General features: G+C 57.9%; 21 protein-coding genes and 4 pseudogenes. 11 read left to right on the top strand and 14 right to left on the bottom strand.

What is annotated here, in order from left to right; translation table 11 throughout:
* Positions 1 to 61 precede the first annotated feature (61 nt).
* From AGR7B_RS26250 to AGR7B_RS19410, 5 genes are all read right to left on the bottom strand, one after another.
* Entirely contained in the window at positions 62 to 496 is a 435-nt protein-coding gene (locus tag AGR7B_RS26250; protein ID WP_223215608.1) for a hypothetical protein, read from the bottom strand.
* A gap of 201 nt (positions 497 to 697) precedes the next feature.
* Positions 698 to 1474, bottom strand: a complete 777-nt coding sequence (locus tag AGR7B_RS19425; protein WP_080857612.1) for an ABC transporter permease — start codon at positions 1472 to 1474, stop codon at positions 698 to 700.
* Positions 1461 to 2228, bottom strand: coding sequence for an ABC transporter ATP-binding protein (locus AGR7B_RS19420; protein ID WP_162934250.1), 768 nt, complete (start codon positions 2226 to 2228; stop codon positions 1461 to 1463). The genes AGR7B_RS19425 and AGR7B_RS19420 overlap by 14 nt, the downstream gene beginning before the upstream one ends.
* Positions 2229 to 2291: 63 nt before the next feature.
* Positions 2292 to 3293 carry an ABC transporter substrate-binding protein gene (locus tag AGR7B_RS19415; protein WP_162934204.1) on the bottom strand — a complete coding sequence of 334 codons (1002 nt, stop codon included), beginning with the start codon at positions 3291 to 3293 and terminating at the stop codon, positions 2292 to 2294.
* Positions 3294 to 3341: 48 nt separating this feature from the next.
* The gene (locus AGR7B_RS19410) at positions 3342 to 4424 is read right to left on the bottom strand and encodes a 4-oxalomesaconate tautomerase (RefSeq protein WP_080857610.1); all 1083 of its coding nucleotides are present in this window, start codon (positions 4422 to 4424) and stop codon (positions 3342 to 3344) included.
* A gap of 104 nt (positions 4425 to 4528) precedes the next feature.
* On the opposite strand from AGR7B_RS19410, the gene AGR7B_RS19405 reads away from it, so the two are divergent.
* Positions 4529 to 5425 (top strand): LysR family transcriptional regulator, encoded by an 897-nt coding sequence (locus AGR7B_RS19405; protein ID WP_080857609.1) that lies wholly within the window; start codon positions 4529 to 4531, stop codon positions 5423 to 5425.
* A 108-nt stretch (positions 5426 to 5533) separates the two neighbouring features.
* On the opposite strand, the gene AGR7B_RS19400 is transcribed toward AGR7B_RS19405, so the two are convergent.
* Positions 5534 to 6079 carry a MarR family winged helix-turn-helix transcriptional regulator gene (locus AGR7B_RS19400; protein WP_080857608.1) on the bottom strand — a complete coding sequence of 182 codons (546 nt, stop codon included), beginning with the start codon at positions 6077 to 6079 and terminating at the stop codon, positions 5534 to 5536.
* Positions 6080 to 6227: 148 nt separating this feature from the next.
* Between AGR7B_RS19400 and AGR7B_RS19395 the strand changes: the two genes are divergently transcribed.
* On the top strand, positions 6228 to 6563 hold the full coding sequence (locus AGR7B_RS19395) for a cupin domain-containing protein (RefSeq protein WP_003523945.1): 336 nt from the start codon (positions 6228 to 6230) through the stop codon (positions 6561 to 6563).
* Between the two features lie 27 nt (positions 6564 to 6590).
* Positions 6591 to 6995: a VOC family protein gene (locus AGR7B_RS19390; protein ID WP_208616050.1), complete on the top strand. Its 405-nt coding sequence runs from the start codon at positions 6591 to 6593 to the stop codon at positions 6993 to 6995.
* A gap of 83 nt (positions 6996 to 7078) precedes the next feature.
* Here AGR7B_RS19390 and AGR7B_RS19385 read toward each other — a convergent pair whose 3' ends face one another.
* Positions 7079 to 7921 (bottom strand): LysR family transcriptional regulator, encoded by an 843-nt coding sequence (locus AGR7B_RS19385; RefSeq protein WP_080857607.1) that lies wholly within the window; start codon positions 7919 to 7921, stop codon positions 7079 to 7081.
* An 89-nt stretch (positions 7922 to 8010) separates the two neighbouring features.
* Between AGR7B_RS19385 and AGR7B_RS19380 the strand changes: the two genes are divergently transcribed.
* A complete protein-coding gene (locus tag AGR7B_RS19380; protein ID WP_065657473.1) occupies positions 8011 to 8412 on the top strand; it encodes a tautomerase family protein in 402 nt (133 codons plus the stop codon).
* Between the two features lie 68 nt (positions 8413 to 8480).
* Here AGR7B_RS19380 and AGR7B_RS19375 read toward each other — a convergent pair whose 3' ends face one another.
* Positions 8481 to 9254, bottom strand: a complete 774-nt coding sequence (locus AGR7B_RS19375) for an SDR family NAD(P)-dependent oxidoreductase (RefSeq protein ID WP_065657474.1) — start codon at positions 9252 to 9254, stop codon at positions 8481 to 8483.
* An 87-nt stretch (positions 9255 to 9341) separates the two neighbouring features.
* Between AGR7B_RS19375 and AGR7B_RS19370 the strand changes: the two genes are divergently transcribed.
* Positions 9342 to 9971, top strand: coding sequence for a TetR/AcrR family transcriptional regulator (locus AGR7B_RS19370; RefSeq protein ID WP_078053732.1), 630 nt, complete (start codon positions 9342 to 9344; stop codon positions 9969 to 9971).
* Between the two features lie 139 nt (positions 9972 to 10110).
* Here the strand turns inward: AGR7B_RS19370 and AGR7B_RS19365 are convergent, their stop codons facing one another.
* From AGR7B_RS19365 to AGR7B_RS19350, 4 genes are read right to left on the bottom strand one after another with little or no spacing between them, the layout of a single operon-like run.
* A complete protein-coding gene (locus tag AGR7B_RS19365; protein ID WP_078053733.1) occupies positions 10111 to 10788 on the bottom strand; it encodes a transporter substrate-binding domain-containing protein in 678 nt (225 codons plus the stop codon).
* Positions 10789 to 10790: 2 nt separating this feature from the next.
* Entirely contained in the window at positions 10791 to 11561 is a 771-nt protein-coding gene (gene hpaI, locus AGR7B_RS19360; protein ID WP_065657477.1) for a 4-hydroxy-2-oxoheptanedioate aldolase, read from the bottom strand.
* An 8-nt stretch (positions 11562 to 11569) separates the two neighbouring features.
* Positions 11570 to 12352 carry a 2-oxo-hept-4-ene-1,7-dioate hydratase gene (hpaH, locus tag AGR7B_RS19355; RefSeq protein WP_080857606.1) on the bottom strand — a complete coding sequence of 261 codons (783 nt, stop codon included), beginning with the start codon at positions 12350 to 12352 and terminating at the stop codon, positions 11570 to 11572.
* Positions 12353 to 12374: 22 nt separating this feature from the next.
* The gene (locus tag AGR7B_RS19350) at positions 12375 to 13268 is read right to left on the bottom strand and encodes an intradiol ring-cleavage dioxygenase (protein ID WP_080857605.1); all 894 of its coding nucleotides are present in this window, start codon (positions 13266 to 13268) and stop codon (positions 12375 to 12377) included.
* A 250-nt stretch (positions 13269 to 13518) separates the two neighbouring features.
* On the opposite strand from AGR7B_RS19350, the gene AGR7B_RS19345 reads away from it, so the two are divergent.
* The 5 genes and pseudogenes from AGR7B_RS19345 to AGR7B_RS26240 all read left to right on the top strand — a co-directional run bounded on the left by AGR7B_RS19345 (position 13519) and on the right by AGR7B_RS26240 (position 16184).
* Positions 13519 to 14250: a GntR family transcriptional regulator gene (locus AGR7B_RS19345; RefSeq protein ID WP_080857604.1), complete on the top strand. Its 732-nt coding sequence runs from the start codon at positions 13519 to 13521 to the stop codon at positions 14248 to 14250.
* Positions 14247 to 15062: a sugar phosphate isomerase/epimerase family protein gene (locus AGR7B_RS19340; RefSeq protein ID WP_078053738.1), complete on the top strand. Its 816-nt coding sequence runs from the start codon at positions 14247 to 14249 to the stop codon at positions 15060 to 15062. The genes AGR7B_RS19345 and AGR7B_RS19340 overlap by 4 nt, the downstream gene beginning before the upstream one ends.
* 52 nt (positions 15063 to 15114) lie before the next feature.
* Positions 15115 to 15425 (top strand): annotated as a pseudogene (locus AGR7B_RS19335) (ABC transporter permease subunit); the annotation flags it as partial.
* 190 nt (positions 15426 to 15615) lie between these two features.
* A pseudogene (locus AGR7B_RS26485) lies at positions 15616 to 15678 on the top strand (hypothetical protein); the annotation flags it as partial.
* A gap of 131 nt (positions 15679 to 15809) precedes the next feature.
* Positions 15810 to 16184 (top strand): FecR family protein, encoded by a 375-nt coding sequence (locus tag AGR7B_RS26240; protein WP_223215607.1) that lies wholly within the window; start codon positions 15810 to 15812, stop codon positions 16182 to 16184.
* Between the two features lie 256 nt (positions 16185 to 16440).
* On the opposite strand, the pseudogene AGR7B_RS19325 reads toward AGR7B_RS26240, so the two are convergent.
* Positions 16441 to 16865 (bottom strand): annotated as a pseudogene (locus AGR7B_RS19325) (IS3 family transposase); the annotation flags it as partial.
* Between the two features lie 59 nt (positions 16866 to 16924).
* Between AGR7B_RS19325 and AGR7B_RS19320 the strand changes: the two are divergent.
* Positions 16925 to 17197 (top strand): annotated as a pseudogene (locus AGR7B_RS19320) (transposase); the annotation flags it as partial.
* Between the two features lie 228 nt (positions 17198 to 17425).
* On the opposite strand, the gene AGR7B_RS19315 reads toward AGR7B_RS19320, so the two are convergent.
* Positions 17426 to 18478 carry an IS110 family RNA-guided transposase gene (locus AGR7B_RS19315; protein ID WP_080858174.1) on the bottom strand — a complete coding sequence of 351 codons (1053 nt, stop codon included), beginning with the start codon at positions 18476 to 18478 and terminating at the stop codon, positions 17426 to 17428.
* Between the last annotated feature and the right edge of the window lie 63 nt (positions 18479 to 18541).

Genomic DNA, 18541 nt, shown 5'->3' with positions numbered 1-18541 from the left:
GCCGCCCTCTCAGGAGGCCGGGGAATAATAATGAAACATCGCGGGTAGCTGTTGCCCCTCCTCATAGGGCGACAAGCGGATGCCTTTTTCGAGCCGCCGCCGGGCGGGTCGTCATGGGTCCGCTTGTTCTACCGGCTCCGCCGATGAAACCTTGGAACCTGCGTATTTTAGATTTCACAAAATCACTAAATGAAGTGTTACCCGGGATAGGCAAGTGCTGACAATTCGCCACGCCGCAGACCGGTTCGAGCTCGTCGGCAAGGGCGGGAACCTTCTCGGCCTCCAGCAATATTCCATCCGAAACCGGTGGAGGCGCTACTGCCGCATAGGCTCGCAAGTCCATCAGCCCGTAAAAGACCCATGACAGCGCCGGCAAGGCAAGAAGCACCAGCAACACAAGCAAAAGAGGCGACAGGATATCCACGCCGCCTTCCATCGACGCCTGCCCGCCGGGCCTTGTCGAACAGGGCTGGAAGCGAACGGTGCGCATCGACATCGATGGAGCCGGCGAATTCCAGGCAGTCCGGGTCCGAGTGTATGACGGTGGTGTCGAAATCAGCGTAGTAGATGTCCAGCATGTGCAATTTGTCCAGCGGATGGAATGATTTGGACGTCCCCATTTCGCTTGCAAGGCTCAGCAATTTAAAAAGGGGCGATCACGGACCGCCCCAACGGAAATAGTCTTGTTTCAGTCCGCTTATGCGGGACGCTCCTCGCCTGCATTGGGTCGCCAGGTAATCAACCTCTTCTCCGCAAAATCCAGAATGAGGTCAATAACAAGAACGAACACCGCCAGAATGATGATGCCTGCGAAGACGCCGACCGCATCGAAGTTGCCTTCCGAGCGGGCGATCAGGTAGCCGAGACCGGCGGAAGCTCCCAGATATTCACCGATGATTGCGCCGACCACTGCAAATCCGACGGAGGTGCGCAGCGACGATAGAATCCAGCTCGCCGCCGCCGGGAAATAGACGTGACGCAGCAGATCCGAACGCTTGGCGCCCAGAATGCGGGTATTGGAAAGCACGACCGGGTTCACTTCGCGCACGCCCTGCATGGCGTTGAAGAAGGTGACGAAGAAGACGAGCGTAACCGCAAGCGCAACCTTGGACCACAGGCCAAGACCGAGCCAGAGCACGAAGATCGGAGCCAGAACGACACGTGGAATGGCGTTCACGGCCTTGATGAACGGATCGAGCACCCGCGCGACGAAGGGGCTGAGGCCCAGCCAGACGCCGGCGCCGACACCGAGACCTGTACCCATGAGATAGCCCAGCACGGTTTCGCTCAGCGTGATGCCGACATGTTTGTAAAAACCGGCATCGGCAACCCAGTCAATCACCTGTTTGACGATGTCATAGGGTGCCGGAAAGAAGAAGCGGTCGATGGCGCCCGAGGTCACACCGAGCTGCCACCCGCCCAAAAGCACGACCAGAAGAGCGATCTGGATGATACGAACATTAACGGCTTGCATAGCTTTTCTCCACTTCGCCACGCAGGGACGCCCATATATCGCGATAGAGCGTCATGAATTTTGGATCGAGTTTGATTTCCGCGACGTTGCGGGGCCGCTCAAGATCGACAGGGAAGCTCTCGATGACGCGGCTCTTCGGGCCGGCAGCGAGAACGACAACCCGGTCTCCGAGCGCAATCGCTTCTTCCAGATCATGGGTGATCATGACCACCGCACGGCGGTCCTCCTGCCACAGGCGCAGTAACTCGTTCTGCATGAGGTGGCGGGTGTGGATATCCAAAGCGGAGAAGGGTTCATCCATCAGGATGACCTTCGGCTCGGTGATGAGCGCCTGCGCCATCTGCGCGCGTTTGCGCTGTCCGCCGGAGAGCTGGTGCGGAAAGCGGTCTCCGAAGCCCTTGAGGCCGACCTTTTCAAGCCAGGCCTGAACCTTGGCGCGCCGCTCATTTTCGGGAACGCCCCGGAACATCAACCCAAGCTCGACATTCTGAAACGCGGTCTTCCAGGGAAGAAGCGCGTCCTGCTGGAACAGATATCCGATGTTGTTCTGTACACCCTTAACGAGCGAACCGTCGATGGAAACCTTGCCCTGCGCTGGCTTCAACAGGCCTGCGATGGCGTTGAGAATGGTGGACTTTCCGCATCCCGTCGGCCCAACGATGGAGAGAAACTCGCCATCGCCGACCTTGAGATTGACGTTTTGAACCGCAACAAACGAACCGAACGCCATGGTCACGTCGTCGATTGCCACCATCGGCTGGGGTTCGAGTTCTGTCACGGGTTCTAGCTTTCTGGCTGGCGAAGACATGGCGGCCTCTCAGTTTGCGGCCTTCGAGGCCGCAGCCTCGACGAACTTGTTGGTGTAGGTGGTGTTGAGATCGATCGTCGCCTTGGCGACCGCATCATTGAAGCTTTTCAGAACGGCCAGCGGTGTTTCGAGATCCGCAGGCTCAAACTTGCCATCTTCGGAGAAGATCGCCTTGGCCGCTTCAACGGCCTTGATGTAGGTCTGCTTGTCGCCGGACACGAAATCATCGGGAAGCTTTGCGACGATTTCCTCCGCAGAATGCTGCTTCATCCAGTGCAGCGCCCGAACCGTCGCATTGGTGACCTTCTGGATCACTTCCGGATTGGCGTTGATATAGTCCTGCGTGGCGTAAAGGACCGAGGTGGGATAGATGCCGCCATAGACATCCCTTGCGCCCTGATCGCTACGGGCATCGATGAGGATCTTGCCCAGCCCGCGCTCCACGACGATGGTTGCGGCAGGGTCGTAATTGACGAGCAGATCGATCTTGCCCTGCTGCAGGGCTGCAACGGCCGCAGCGCCCGAACCGACGCCGATGATGGAGATGTCGTTGTCGCTGAGATTATGCTGCTTCATGTAATAGCGAATGAAGAAGTCCGAAGAGGAGCCGGGCGACGTGATGCCGACCTTCTTGCTCTTGATCGTCTCGGGCTTGGCCGGATCGAAGTCCGTGTCGTTCTTGCCGGCGAGAACCAGGCCCGAGTTACGGGCAAGCTGCACAAAGCCTACCACGTGCTTGTTCTGCGACTGCATCTGGATCGTATGATCGTAGAAGCCGACGGCAACGTCCGTGGAACCCGCGACAAGCGCCTGCAGAACCTTCGATCCGCCCTGGGCAAAGTTCTCGGTCGTTACATCAAGGCCCTCCTCCTTGTAGAAGCCAAGGCTCGCCGCCACGGGGAAAGGCAGGTTGTTGAGGTTGTACGAGCCAACGCTCATCCTGACGGATTCGGCATTGGCAGATGCCGCCAGCGCACAGAGCGCCGCGGTTGCAAGCAGATATTTACGCATAAGGGTCTCCTCCCGGTTTGACTATATTTTGCGCCACTATGGCCGCGTCTAGGCTGCGTCTTCAATCGCAGCGGTTGGTTTGGCGAAGGCAAAGCCTTCAAAAAGCCTGCGCGCCGTTCTTACGAGGCCGGCCGTTATTGCGCCGTTTCGCATCTCCAGCTGCACGTCGAGGCGGCCGGCGGGATGTTCGATGCGGATCTGGGTCGGCACCGAAAGGCCTCCGGCCACATCATAAGCGATGGAGCCTTTGGTGACAGCCGCGGTTGCGATGCCAACGGCACCGGTCGTCGCCAGTGCAGGATGACACTCGTTGGGCATGAAATACCGTACCGAAAGAGTGCCGCCTCTGCGGGCAGGTGCAATGAGCACCGGTTTCGGAATGACCATGTCTTTCACATCACCCATTCCCATCAACTTTCCGGCCTCGATGCGGATGCGGGTCATCCGTGCGATGAGATCCTTGTTAGCGCTCAGGGTTTGCGGATCCTCGTACCCCGTCACGCCGAGATCGGCTGCGCGGATGAGAACCATCGGAATGGCGCAGTCTATGGCCGTCACATTGACGCCATCGATCAGATCGACCGGCTTTCCGGTGGGCAGAAGCTTGCCGGTTTTCGCACCTGCCGCATCCATGAATGTCAATGCGATGGGCGCCGCCAGACCCGGAACTCCGTCGATCGAGGCGTCGCCGAGATAAATAACCTCGCGGCCGCGTGTCGGAACCTTCGCCTCGATCAGCTTGCCGGTATTCACGTTATGGATTCGCACAAGAGTATCCTTGCCCTGCGCTTCGACAAGCCCCGCTTCGATGGCAAAGGGCCCGACGGCGGCCAGCATGTTTCCGCAGTTTGGCGAATAGTCGACATACTGCCTGTCGGTCCGAACCTGCGCAAACAGATAGTCGATGTCAGCGCCCCTGACCGTGGAAGGGCCGATAATCGCAACTTTGGACGTGACCGGATTGCCCCCGCCAATGCCGTCGATCTGCAACGGATGGCCAGACCCCATGATGGAAAGAAGGGCCGCGTCCCGGTCTGCTCGATCACGGGGAAGATCGGATGCGAGAAAGAACGGTCCACGCGACGTTCCACCGCGCATCAGCACACAGGGTATCTTCAGCAGATCGTTCATGGTTGCCTCAATATTGCATTTGTCGGATCAATGAGCCGTGTTGTTGCAATATGAGCAAAAGAGTCTAATCTGTTAAATGCAATGTTTTGGAGTTTTATTGCGTTATGAGCATCAATTGTGAAATTCTGGATTTGCGGGCGTTTCAAGCGGTGGTTGAACTGGCCAGTTTCCACAGGGCCGCCGAGGCGCTGCATATCTCGCAACCGGCGCTTACCCGCCGTATCCAGAAGCTGGAGCAGGCCATCGGCGCGCCACTTCTGGAAAGAACGACGCGCCACGTTGCCCCCACCGCCATGGGACAGGAAGTCATGCCGCTCGTTCGGCGCATGCTCGAGGAATTTGACGGATCGCTTTTTGCCATGAAGGACGGCGCGCAACGGCGCGGGCTTATCACCATGGCCTGCGTTCCCACCGCCGCCTTTTACTTTCTTCCCACCGTCATCAAGACCTTCAGCCAGCAATATCCCCATATAAGGCTACGGATCAGGGATCTGACAGCCAATGAAGGTCTGCAGGCGGTCGCCAGAGGCGAGGTGGAATTCGGCATCAACCTGATGGGCAATTCCGATCCCGAGCTTTCATTCGAGCCGCTCATCGATGACCCCTTCGTGCTGGCAATGAGGAAAGACCACCCTCTGGCAGCCTTCGAAACGATTGAGTGGGATCAGCTGGAGGCCTATCCGCTGGTCGTCGTGGACCGTTCGAGCGGCAACAGGACGCTTCTCGACAGCGCGCTTGCACGACACAATCTAAAATTGAACTGGTTTTATGAGGTGACGCACCTCAACACGTCGCTCGGTCTCGTCGAAGCCGGACTTGGCATTTCCGTCCTGCCACAGCTGGCAACGCCGCAGGACGATCACCCATTCCTTATCACCCGGCCAATCGTCAACCCCGTGGTCTCCCGTACGATAGGCATCGTGCAAAGACGAGGCAGCGCTCTTTCCCCAGCCGCCGAAAAATTTGTGAGGATGCTGCTCGAGACCTGGAAAACACAGTGATCGCGCGAAAAAAATGGGCCTGCTACGGCCGGCAGCGGCGCGAACCGCAGGTGCCGGCAAACAGCCTTTGATTTGCAGATCGCTCGAATAAAAGAACTGCGTCAGAAGCTAAAGACGGGCCTCGATATCCAGCACCAGCTTTTTCAGCAGCGCCGCGAGGGTATCGCGCTCGTCCGGAGTGAGCCCTTGCAGGAAACTCAGTTCGCTTTTCATGTCCTTACGAAACGCCTTTTCCGCCAGCTCGATGCCCGCCGGCATGAGGCAGACAACGACGCTGCGCCCATCGAGCTTCGATTTTCTGCGCTCGATAAGCCCGGCCTTTTCCAATCGATCAAGCCGGTGCGTCAGGCCGCCTGAGGAGAGCATCAGCGTCGTATACATTTCCGTCGGCGTCAGCTGGTAGGGCGGTCCCGACCGGCGCAATGTTGCGATGACATCGAACTCGCCGCGGTCGAGACCGAAGCCGGCAAATGTCTCCTCGATTGATGGCGCCAGAAGGTTGCTGAGCCGTTTGGCGCGCCCGAAGATGGCCATCGGTTCCGTATCGATATCAGGCAGTTCCCGCGCCCACTGGCCACGGAGACGGTCGACATGATCTTCCCTGTCAGCTTCCATCGTCCGATCCGTCGTCGTGTCCGGCATCGCCTGCTTCATCTCATCACCCCATCGCCACTTCAAAAACCATATACGGCTTTGCCTGCTTCGTGAATATATCTTTGCGAGAAGATAGATATCTTGACAGGAAGATAAATTGCACATATATCTTCTCGCGAAGATAGTTTTGTCTCAGGGAGGAGACCAGATGTTTTCCATACGCCGCCATCAGGAACCGAACCCCGGCCAGAGCCGGACGGTGCGTTATGAAGGATGCGAATACGGAAGCGCCGTATCCATCTTTCTCGTCAATGCCGATCCGGGTCGCGGCCCTGATCTGCATGTTCATCCCTATGCCGAAACCTGGGTGGTGCGCAAAGGCGAGGCCGAGTTCACAATCGGCGATCAGCGGGCGCGCGGCTCGTCGGGAGACATCGTCGTTGGGCCTGCCAATATCCCCCATCGCTTCGAAAATATCGGTACTGACCGGCTGGAGATCATCTGCATCCATCCGAGCGAGACCTTTCAGCAGACTTTTCTGTAACCCCGTTCCACCATGAGGAGAAAGACAATGGCCAAAATGATTTTCCTGAACCTGCCGGTGAAAGACCTGACCGTTTCGACCGCCTTCTATGAGGCAATCGGCTGCGTGAAGAACGAAGAGTTTTCCAACGAAGACGCAAGCTCGATGGTGTGGTCGGAGACCATCACCTTCCAGCTTCTGCGGCACGATTATTACAAGACCTTCACCACCAAACCGCTCGCCGATGCCCATACAACAAGCGGCATGCTGATCGCTCTTTCGCGCGACAGCCGCGAAGAGGTCGACGCCATGGTTGACGCCGCCGCAAAAGCGGGCGGGCAAGCGGATGTCCGCGAACCCCAGGATCTGGGTTTCATGTATCTCCGCACCTTCGCCGATCCCGATGGCCACGAATTTGAACCCGCTTACATGGATTTAAGCAATGCGGGCTGACGTCGTCATTCACGTACGTGGCGAGGCGAACTTGTTGACGGGCTGGAGCGGAAATACCCAAAAGCGGCAGGGAACCACTCAACCTAGTCGCCGGTGCCCGATACCGCTGCGGCGAGGGCTCTGATCGCCGATGCATGTGCGGGCGTTCTTGCGCGGGAAAGAAGAACGATGTCGGAACGCGGCAACGAAGGCAGCCCCAGTTCCACACCCCTGTCAGGCAGGCCACGGGCGCTAATATCGCCCATCGGCGCGACACCCGCACCTGCAAGAATTCCTTCATGGAGCACCGAACAGCTTCCGGCGGTGAAAGCATCGCGCCACTCCACGCCGGCTCTTCTAAGCTCCGACACCGCAATTTCCCGCACACCGCACCCGGACCCCAGCGACACCAGCGGAATGGCGCTGTTTGAGCGTGGCCGCCAGCCCGGGGCGGCCCGCCATCCCAGCCTGTCGGTACGCAGGATTTCGCCGTCCGAGCCACCGCCGTTACGCCGGATAATGGCCGCGTCAGCCTGTCCGGACGCGAAACTTTCCTTCACTTGAAGGGAAAAGCCAATATTCACGTCAATCACCGCATTGGCGGGGAGTGCCGCCCGCATCGCCCGTATGGCCGTCGAAAGGCGGCCCCCGATCGCGTGGTCACTGGCGGCCAGGCTAAAGTGCAGCGGCGACTCATGACCGAAGGTCAGTGCTTCCTCGTGTTTGGCGAGCAGCTCGCGAGCCTTCGGCAGGAACACCTGGCCATCCTCCGTGAGCCGCAGATGCCGCGGCGAACGATCGATCAGCCGCCGGCCGACACGCTGCTCCAGCATCTTCAATTTTTGGCTGACGACCGGTTGCACGGTTCCTGCCGCCTCCGCCGCCTTTGTCAGGCTGCCGAGCTCTACGGAGAAAATGAACAGGCGAACGCTTTCGAGATCAATCATATAAAATCGCTATGTATGGAATATTCAATACCATATTCTCATTATGAATAAATTTGCGCAAGGTGTCTCGGCAACAAGGAGACAAGACCATGCCCATGATCAAAGCGCGCTACACCAAACCCCGGAACGGACGCGACCCAAAGCTGGAAGTCGCGGCTCTTCTTTCTCGCCTCACGGCGGAAATCCTGCACAAGGACCCGGCTGTCACCGCGGTTCTCGTCGAGAGCGCCGATCCCGATGACTGGATCATCGCCGGATCGAGCGTCGCCGACCAGAAGGTCGGAAGCTTCTATGTCGAGGTTTCGATTACGGAACACACCAACATAAAGGACGAGACGACCGAATGGGTCCGGCGGGTCTATAGCGAGATGAACGCCCTGCTGGGCCCCGTGCACGAGGCGAGTTATGTGCTGGTTCACGCCGTCGATGGCGATGCCTATGGTTATGGCGGGCAAACCCAGAATCTGCGGTGGGCAGGCAAGCGCGGCTAGTATCTATCGGCAGGCGTCAGGCGAAACCGCCCGACGCCGCTCGCCCAGGGATATTTGCTATGCCTGGATCAAATCCGCGCACCGCCTGTCGCATCAATCATCTGTCCAGTCGTCCAGCGGGCATCGTTCGAGGCAAGGAATGTGATGACGTCCGCAATATCGTCGGCGCGTCCGACGCGCGAGAAGACAGAGAGGGCTTCAGCACCGGCACGGGCCTCCGGCGCTGCCAGCCATTCGGCGTTCATGTCGGTTTCAGTGACACCCGGCAGCACCGAATTGACCGTAATTCCGCGTCGGCCGAATTCCGGGGCGAGCGCCAGCGTCAATGTCTCAAGCGCACCCTTGGACGCCGCATAGGCGGGGTGCGTCGGCGCCGCGATGCGCGTGAAACCGGTCGAGACATTGATGATGCGGCCATTGTCGCGGAGATGATCGGCAACGGCTTGAATGAGAAAGAATGGCGCCTTGAAGTTGATCGTCATCAACGCGTCGAACGCGGCTTCCGTTGTTTCTTTCAACGATGTCGCCGGGGCAATGCCCGCATTATTGACGAGAATATCAAGCGATGGCGAGCCGGTGAAAGCGACCGCGGCTTCCCTGAACTGCTCCCACAAGCTGTCCGTCGCCGCTTTCCCGGCCCGCAGATCGGCATTGAGAGCGACCGCCTTCGAACCGAGAGCCTCGATCTCGCGGATCGTTGCCTGCGCCGCATCGGGGTTCGCACCATAATGGACGCCGATAAGACCGGCGCCCTCTTTCGCAAACGCCAGGGCCGCCGCACGGCCGATGCCGCGGGAACTGCCCGTTATGAGGGCGACTTTGTTCGATAGTTTCTGAGACATGGATCACTCCGTTGCGATTTAACTAGCGATCGTTATAATAAAATCCGACCATGATCTGTCAATATTTTTATAGTGATCGATACAAAAATGTCTGAAACGACGCGAAAACAACGCGGTAGACCGCGCCTGCTTGATCGGAATGCCGGGCTCGATGTCGCAGCCCGGCTGTTCTGGGAACACGGCTATGAGGGAACCTCGATAGCGGACCTCACGCAGGCGATGGGCATCACCCCGCCGTCCCTCTACGCGACCTTCGGTTCAAAGGAAGAATTATTCCGGCTGGCGCTCGATCATAGCATTGCACAGCAAAGCGAACGCCGCGCCGAGGTGCTGCAGGCGCAAATACCCGCCTACGAGGCGCTCGCCTCTTACCTTTACGATATTGCTGAAGGACATACCCAGCCCGACAAACCGCGCGGATGCATCGTGTCCACCGCCGTTCTCCAGCATTCGGAAGCAAACGCCTCCGTCGCCCGCACAACGGCAGGACTGCGCGAGGCGGCAATACAGATTCTCAAGACGCGGTTCGACCGCGCCGTCAGCGAGGGCGAACTACCCACGCAAACCGACACGGATACGCTCGCCCGCTTTTACGGCGCCATCATTCAGGGCATGTCTGCGCAGGCTTGCGACGGCGCATGTACGGCCAGGTTAAAGGCTTTGGTCGACGTCGCGCTGACAGCCTGGCCCGGAAAGCGTGGGGCCGCCGGCCCTTAAGGTTAAATCGGAAGCTCTTGAACAGGGCCGTCCGAGGACCGCCTGCCCCGCAAGCTTTAAGGAACGAAGGGCCGGGCGCGTAAAACTCCTGACCTGAGCTGGCGACCGCCAACTGCCGTCACAATCTATCTCATGGTGGTTATGGGACGAAAGAATTCTTGATGTACGTGCCCACAAAATCCGACACGAACGGCGCTGCTTTCGTCCCTTTCCGGATAGCAACAGTTTGCGGAATCTCAAGAAACGTGTCCTCTAATGTGCGCAATCGCTCACCTTGCACTGCAGCGTCCTGGAGGAAATCTCTTAATCCCGCAGCCGCATCGCATCCTCCAGCCTTCAGCATTTCAATCGCAGCGGTTGGGCTTTCAGTATAAACGATTGCGGCATGCCTAAGCAGCCTTTCAAGCTGCTTGGTATACGCCGCCTCCCCTGCCGCCGAGATTCGGCAGCCGGGAACGTCGACTTCAGCGACCGAGTAAATATGAGAATCTCGTAGGACAAGATAGGTTGCGGCGACGAACGCGTACGGCGGCGAGAAATCAAAGCGGTCTGCGCGCGATGGATCAGCCGCAATGAATGCTATATCCCAGTCATTCCGTTCGTATGCCGCCATGATCGCCGCGGCAGACGGGTATGCTTTGACCAAAAGCTGGCAGCCGATTTCGGCCGCCAACGATTTCGCAAGATCGACGCTTGGTCCTGTCAGTTCGCCGGTTCGCTCCTCGAAACGAACCAGAGCGGCATTTGCGATGTTCACAGCCGCGCGTATCGACCCCGTCGGCGCGATCTCGCCGATATCGAAGGCGAGAGCGGGCATATTTACGTTGGCCCCGCAAACCGGTCCGCCAGCTTCTCCGCACCGCGAGCGAGGAGGGCGACGTCGACCCCGACAGCGGTGAACAGCGTTCCCAACTCGATGCAGCGGGCTGCAAAGGTCTCATCAGGCGTGAGAATACCGGCCGGGACCCCGAGGCGCTTCAGCTTGGCGATCGTCGCTTCGATCGCAGCGACCACTTCCGGGTGACCGGGTTGGCCCGGGTACCCAAAGCTCGCCGCGAGATCGGCCGGGCCGATGAATACGCCATCGACGCCGTCAACCGAGGCTATGGCCTCGACATGCGCCAAGGCTTCCCGTGTTTCAACCTGCACAAGAACACACAGCTCCTGGACGGCATTCTGCGCGTAATTCTTGACCCGCCCAAAACGCGTTGCTCGCGTTAGAGCCGAGACGCCACGAATACCCGCAGGCGGATAGCGCGTGCTATCCACGGCGGCCCTAGCTTCCTCCGCGTTCTGAATATAAGGGATCAGGAGCGTCTGGACGCCGATATCGAGGAAGCGCTTGATCAGCACCGGATCGTTGACCGCGGGCCGCACCACCGGCGACACCTGATAGGGTGCCACCGCCTGCAACTGGGGAAGCACCGTCAGTACGTCGCTGGGGGAGTGCTCGGTATCGAAGAGGAGCCAGTCGAAGCCGGCCGGTGCGACGATCTCTGCCGCGTAGCTTCCTGGGAGCCCGCACCACAGTCCGATTTGACTTTTGCCTGCGCGCAGCTTCGCTTTAAACTGATTGACAGGAAGTTCCATTTTCAACCTCACACGAAAGAAACACCGATTGAGCCAACAGGACCATAGTCGGCCTGGATGACATCACCCTTGAGGATATCGACCGGCCGGGTAAACGAACCCGCAAGGACGATTTGCCCCTTTTTCAAGCCGCCGCCAACGGCGTGCAATTTGTTGACCAGCCAAGCGACACCCGCGGCAGGGTGACCCATGATCGCCGCCGACACTCCGGACTCTTCAATGATCCCGTTTTTTGAAAGCGTTGCCCCGACCCAACGGATATCGATATCCATGGGGCGTATCACGCGCCCGCCGACGACAATTGATCCAAAGGCGGCATTGTCGGCGATCGTATCGGTGATGGCGCGCGGCACCTCAGTCCGGTAGTCGATAATCTCAAGCGCCGGCACGATGAACTCCGTTGCCCGCATGACGTCGTAGATACGGGTGCCCGTGCCTTCAAGGTCTTCACCCATGATGAACGCCAGCTCGACCTCCAGACGCGGCTTAATGAACAGGTCGGACCTGATTTGAGATCCGTCGTTGTAAAGCGCGTCGTCTAGAATGACACCATAATCGGGTTCGGTCATCTTCGACGCCATCTGCATGGCGCGCGAAGTCAGACCTATCTTATGACCAATAATGCGTGCGCCGCGAGAGACACGCGACTGTGCCCAGAGCGCCTGGATGCGGTAAGCATCTTCCAGATCGAGGTCAGGATAGGTCTTGCTCGGCTGGACGATCGGCTTGCGATCGGTCTCTGCCTTCAATATGGCATCTGCCGCCGCCTGGCGCAGGTCTTCGCTGATCATGATGAGACTCCAGAAACAATATCTATTTGATCGGTGGGCGCGGCAAGACAGCTTCACCGGGCTCCATCACATAGGTGTAGTCGAGCGAGAACCACGGCCTCTCAATGTCTTCATCCGTGGGATGCGGTTCGTCATGGCGGACGAAATCACCTGTCAGCGCCGAGGTGACCCCGAACTGAACGTCGGACTCGATGTTGGGGTCGCTCGGATCGAAGACCTGCGAGATCAGCGTTTTGTAACCGTGCTTGAAAATCAGTGCATGCAGATGCGCCGGTCGATAAGGATGGCGACCCTGAGCCTTGAGAAGACGCCCGACGACGCCGTCCACCGGGATCGGATAACCGACCATCTTCACGGTTCTGAACCAGAACCGTCCTCGTTCGTCGGTCATAAACTTTCCGCGAAGATTCATCTCCGCCTGGTCGGGATCCTGGTTTTCATAGAGGCCGACTGGAGACGCATGCCACACATCGACCTCCGCTCCCGGAATCGGCCTGCCTTCGCGATCAATCACGTTCGCTCTGACAAACAGCGGTGCGCCGGGCGTGTCGGAGCGAATAATGGTCCCGCCATTTTCGACCCGAGGAGAATTAAGGCGCCAGAACGGGCCGAGAAGCGATTGCGAGGTTTCGGTCTGCCCCCTGTCGCCGTTGTTAAGAAGGCAAACAAGAGAAGACACGCCAAGAGAGCCGGACATCAAAACGAATTCGTTATGGCTGTCGGTCTGCAGCTGGCCGATCTCGTTCAGGATGGCGGTTGCCTCCCGGAATTCAACTTCGGTCAGCCGCACTTCCCGCACAAACGCATGGAGATGTTTCACCAGCGCCGTCAGGATTTCCCGGGCCCGCGGATCGGATGTCTGTTCCATTACTGCCAGCACGGCAGGAGTCACGTCGCTCTCAGTCTTGATTACCATTGGCGCACCTCCACGACGGCATCGATACTTTGATAATCGATTATCCGTCAAGACACTTTTGTCTTTGGTGAGAGATCTCCACCAATCTGAATGAGATGAGTATATGTAAATATATGGCATAGCAGATAAAAAAATTTCGACACCGCCTCACTTCCGAGGCGTAGGCAGAAATACAGCTCGCTATCGTTGACATAAATAATCGTTTATCGTAACGATCGTCGATGACGCGCGAATGTGTCTGGGAGGTTTTATGACGCAGGCTGAGGCCCCAAATTCGCTAAACGAGCAGTCCGGAAACGCTGGCTTTTCCGATGACGGGAAGAACACGATCGGCAGCCAGTTGGCATTTCGATTGCGGGAAGCGATCATCTCGGGTGAACTTGAAGCCGGCAGCAAGATCCATCTCGACAAGGCTCGACAGTCGTTCAATGTCAGTCTCAGCCCTCTGCGCGAAGGTCTTGCCCGGTTGATTTCCGACGGCCTTGTCGAGTTCGAGGACAATCGCGGTTATCGCGTGTCGCCGATTTCGCTGGCCAATCTCGAGGAGATCACCAGCCTGCGCGAAGAGCTGGAGGTCTTCGCCCTGAGGGAATCTATCCGGGTCGGCGACGTGGAGTGGGAAAGCAATGTCATGCGTGTGCTCCACAAGCTCAACCGCACGGAACGAGATGCCAGCAGACCAGAGACGCTGGAGCATTGGGAGGCGGCCCATCGCGATTTCCACCTCGCCCTTATTTCAGGGTGCGGGAAGCCTCTTCTGCTGCACTTCTGCAAAACGCTCCTCAACCTTAACGACCGCTATCGCCGAATATTCCTGACGCAGACGTCGGGCGACCGAAACGTCGGCCAGGAACACAGCGAAATCGCCCAGGGCGCGGTCGCGAGGGACCTGGATTATGCCACGGACAAGCTCCGCCAGCACATCCATCGCACCGGTAAAAACCTGCTTGAGCATCTCGCGCGGACGGGGGTCGTGCGATGAACAATCTTTCCGACATGGAAAGAGCTCCAATCGGGGTAGCGCACTTCTCCGCGATTCAGCTGCCTCCAGTGCAATTCGTGGAGCAGGCTGCAGCAGCAGGTTTCAACGCGGTCGGGCTTCGGCTTCACCCCGCCTTTCCCGGGGCACCTTTTTATGAGTTGCCGCAAGGCAGTAGGGCCGCATCAGAATTTCGGGCCGTACTCGACGGCGAAGGCATGAAAGTCTTCGATATCGAATTCTTTATTCTCGGGGCGGATTTTAACGCGGCCTCGGTCGAACACATCGTTGCGGCTGCGGCCGATATCGGAGCCAAGCGCTTGAGTGCTTGTGGCGACGATGGTGACCACGAACGTTTGATCGGCAACCTCGTCGCGTTGTGCCAACTGGCCGCCCGTTACGGCATGGGGGTCGATATCGAAAACATGGGCTGGCGCACGATCAATACATATGCTCGCAGCGCTGCACTGGTCGACGGTTGCAAGCAAGCAAACGCAGGAGCTTTGGTTGATGCCATCCACTTTTTCCGGAACAGTGGGAACGTCAGCGAAATCAATGCTGACATCGTGAACCACCTGCAGCTCTGCGACGTGACGGGTCCAGTCCCCTCGCGGCCCGAAGACATGGTGAATGAAGCACGGGCAGGTCGGTTGGCCCCAGGCGACGGCATTCTTGCGCTCAAAGACCTGCTTGCCAAACTTGCCGGCAAAGCTGCGATATCAGTGGAGGTTCCGCTCGTCGGCGACGTCACTCCGCTGGCACATCTGAGAGATCTGAACTTGAAGACGCGGAGAGTTCTGCAGTCGGCAGACTAGAACATTCGTGATCTGGCGTGGTGGAGGCTGCGCCAGGAGGAGGAAGTTTCGCATGAATTACAAGTTAGACTTCAGCGCGGTCTTTGATCGCGCCCCTGAGTTGCTATGGGCAAGTTAGGAACGTTCGGCCTCGCGTTTGCCGGCATGGCGCTCGCCCTGGCGATCGGCATCCTGGGTGCCATCGCCCGGACCTCGAACAGGCGGATCGTGCGCGCGCCGGTCATCGCCTTCGTAGAAGTCGTCCGCAACACGCCTTTTCTGGTACAGATCTTTTATATCTACTTCGCCTTACCCCTGATGGGCATTCGCTTCAGCCCAACAACAACGGCGATCATCGCGCTTTTGATGCGAGCCGGGCTATACAATCCGATTCCGTGCTCTCCGACATCAAGGTCAGGCCCAGGAGCCTAGTCAAACCAGTCATCGCAACTTTAATGGTCCTAGCGCTCGCAACGGGCAGCTTCTTTGCGCTAGACGGCCCGATGCGTCCGCAGGCTGATGTCATAGCCGGAACTGGCGAGATGCGAACGATTTCGCTTGAGGACGGATCCGGGTGCAACTGAATTCGTCTTCAGCAATCGCTGTGGACTTTACCGACAGCCACCGCACTATCCGCCTTCTTCAAGGTCAAGTTTTTTTTCAGGTCGCTCACGACGTCGGACGACCCTTTACGGTTGTGCGGGGGCGGCCAAGGTTACTGCACTCGGCACGGCATTCGCTATTCGCTACGGCAATGACAACACTGAAGTGGCCGTCAACAAAAATGCGGTCCAGATCGACATCGACGGAAGCCGCACAGCCCCTGTCCGCGTCAGTGAAGGAGAGCAAGCAATCTATGACTACGCGAAAGGGCAAATGGCCATCGCGCCGGTCGATAGTCTCGTCGCATTTGCTTGGAGGCGCGGCCAGATCGTCCTCGACAATACACCGCTTTCCTACGTTATCGAGGAGATGAACAGGCATTTTTACGGCCGCATCGTGGTTGCGGATTCTCGTATCGCCAATCGACGGGTCAGCGGCACGATGAAGATCACCGATACCGACGTTGCGCTTGCTTTCGTAACGCAGGCCCTACATGTGAAAGCAATGCACTTCGGCCCACTGATCGTCATTCGCGAGTGACGATACCAGCCTCTCGCTTGCTTGCTTGCTTTCGAAGAAATCTCTCGCTCTGACCTCAAAAGTGCAGAGCGCCAAGGTCTTAAGCTCTGCGTTTTGTTTGTTCTGCTCTGGTTGCTCTGAGTCCCAAAATGAAGAGAAATTGGGTCTCGGGCCAATGCCCAACCAATAATGCTCTTGAACGGATGCGAACCAAAGGCTACAAATTCTTTCCATCTAATGATCTTAAATACCATAATCTTTTTGGTTCCGTGGAGGCTTAGAGGTTCGATCCAAGTTTGTCGAACACGTCCGCTCTGGCGTCATTCCTCGTGCGATATACCTTGCGTGCCATTCTCTCCGTTTTTAATGATGAGAAGAAGCTCTCCATTGCTGCGTTGTCCCAGACATTCCCAGAGCGGCTCATCGAGCAGGTGATGCCATGGTCGCCCATGAGGCGCTGGAACCACTCGCTCCTATATTGGCTTCCCTGATCGGGATGATGCAGGAGCGCGTCCGGTTTTCCTCGACGCCATGTCGCCATGATCAGCGCATCTTTGACGAGGAGGCCGTCATGTTGGCATTCATCGACCACCCGACGACACGGCGTGAGAACAGGTCAATGACGACTGCGACATACAGCCAGCCTTCTGCGGTCCAGATGTAAGTGAAGTCGGCCACCCATTTCTGGTTCGGACGGTTTGACCTGCCACTGAGAATTTCCTCCAGATTGGATTAGAGTCCGGCCCATCGAGGACGGACTTATGAAGAAGCAGAGATTTACGGAAGAGCAGATTATTGGGGTGCTGAAGGAGCAAGAGGCTGGCGTTAAGGCGGCTGATCTTTGCCGCAAGCACGGGATTTCCGAGGCGACCTTTTATAATTGGAAGGCCAAATATGGCGGCATGGAAGTGTCAGAGGCCAAACGTTTGAAGGCGCTTGAGGACGAGAATGCCAAGTTGAAGAAGCTGCTCGCCGAGCAGATGCTGGATACAGCCGCACTCCGCGAGCTTCTCTCAAAAATGTATGGTCCGCCTCGTCCGTGCAAGGGTACGCGACATCGTAAATGACGATTCCAGTTGCATAAATGTATCCGGCCTCTCGCGAGTGGGCTGCGGTTGCAGCCAGGCCATGATGAGATCCGCACATGCCGTTCCCAATAAATGGTTCGGGCACGAAGCCCGCTTTTTTGCACAGGACTTACGGCATGTTGATCCACTGTTTCGTCATCACTATTCTCGAGCCTTGCAATCGAGCCAGGAGCGTCAGGTGAAGGCAGGGTCCCTGCGTTCGTAGAGCGCTCCAGGCTTGGTCAGGACGACCCAGACAATCCGGGCCATTTTAGCGGCAAGTGCGACTACAGCTTTGTTGGGGTGCATTCGTGCCTGAAGGCCATTCAGCCAGTTCCCCAATCGATCTCGTGTTCGGTCGAGGTGCCGAAAGCAGGATCGTGCTCCATGAACAAGGAGCTTGCGCACATAGCGGTTTCCCCGCTTACTGATGCCGAGAAGCTTCTGCTTTCCTCCGGTCGAGTATTCCCGTGGCACAAGGCCAAGCCACGCTGCCAGATCGCGAGCTTTCTGGAATTGTCGGCCGTTGCCAACCGCGGCAAGAAGTGCGGTGGCTCCCAACGCTCCGATCCCAGGGATCGTCATGAGCCGTCGTGCGACATCCTCGCGACTGGCGATCGCCTCGATCTCGCGTGTGACGTCACCAATGCGCTGTTCCAATTGGCGCAGATCGGCAAACAGGTCTGCGAGCAGCTTACGCATTGCCGACGAGAGATCGTTGGATTGATCTTCGACAGCGTGCGGCAGGTCGACCTTGAATAGGCCTGCGCCTTGGCGCAGGGCGATCCCGTATTCGAGGCAGAAAGCTCGCATCTGATTGATCAGACGCGTTCGCGTTCCGATCATCTGATCCCGGATCCTGTGCAAAGCCTGAAGATCGGCTTGTTCCTCGCTCTTGAGTGCAGCAAATCGCATTGTTGGACGTGTGGCAGCTTCAGCGATCGCTTCCGCGTCGATGATGTCGCTCTTGTTCGACTTCACGTAGGGCTTCACGAACTGCGCGGGGATCAAGCGCACCTTATGTCCAAGCGCCTGTATCTTCCTGGCAATCCACTGAGATCCGGCGCACGACTCCATACCCACGATCGCCGGTGCTGCGCGCTCGAAGAACTGTAGCAGCGTGTCGCGTCGGAAACGAACCTTTTGCACTGGCACGCCATCGCTCCCGAGGCCGACAACGTGAAAGATGTTCTTGCCAATATCAATTCCGTAGACAGCCGCTGGGCGCGGCATATTGCGCTGTGGCATTGCAACCTCCTTCGGTTTGGCCGCCTCATGATGCGGCAGGAGGACGAGGCGGACCATCCCATT

The sequence above is a fragment of the Agrobacterium deltaense RV3 genome, assembly GCF_900013505.1.
GTDB classification, from domain to species: Bacteria; Pseudomonadota; Alphaproteobacteria; order Rhizobiales; family Rhizobiaceae; genus Agrobacterium; species Agrobacterium leguminum.
Note: the sequence above shows the minus strand (reverse complement) of the source record. Positions and strands in the feature narration are given on the sequence as shown.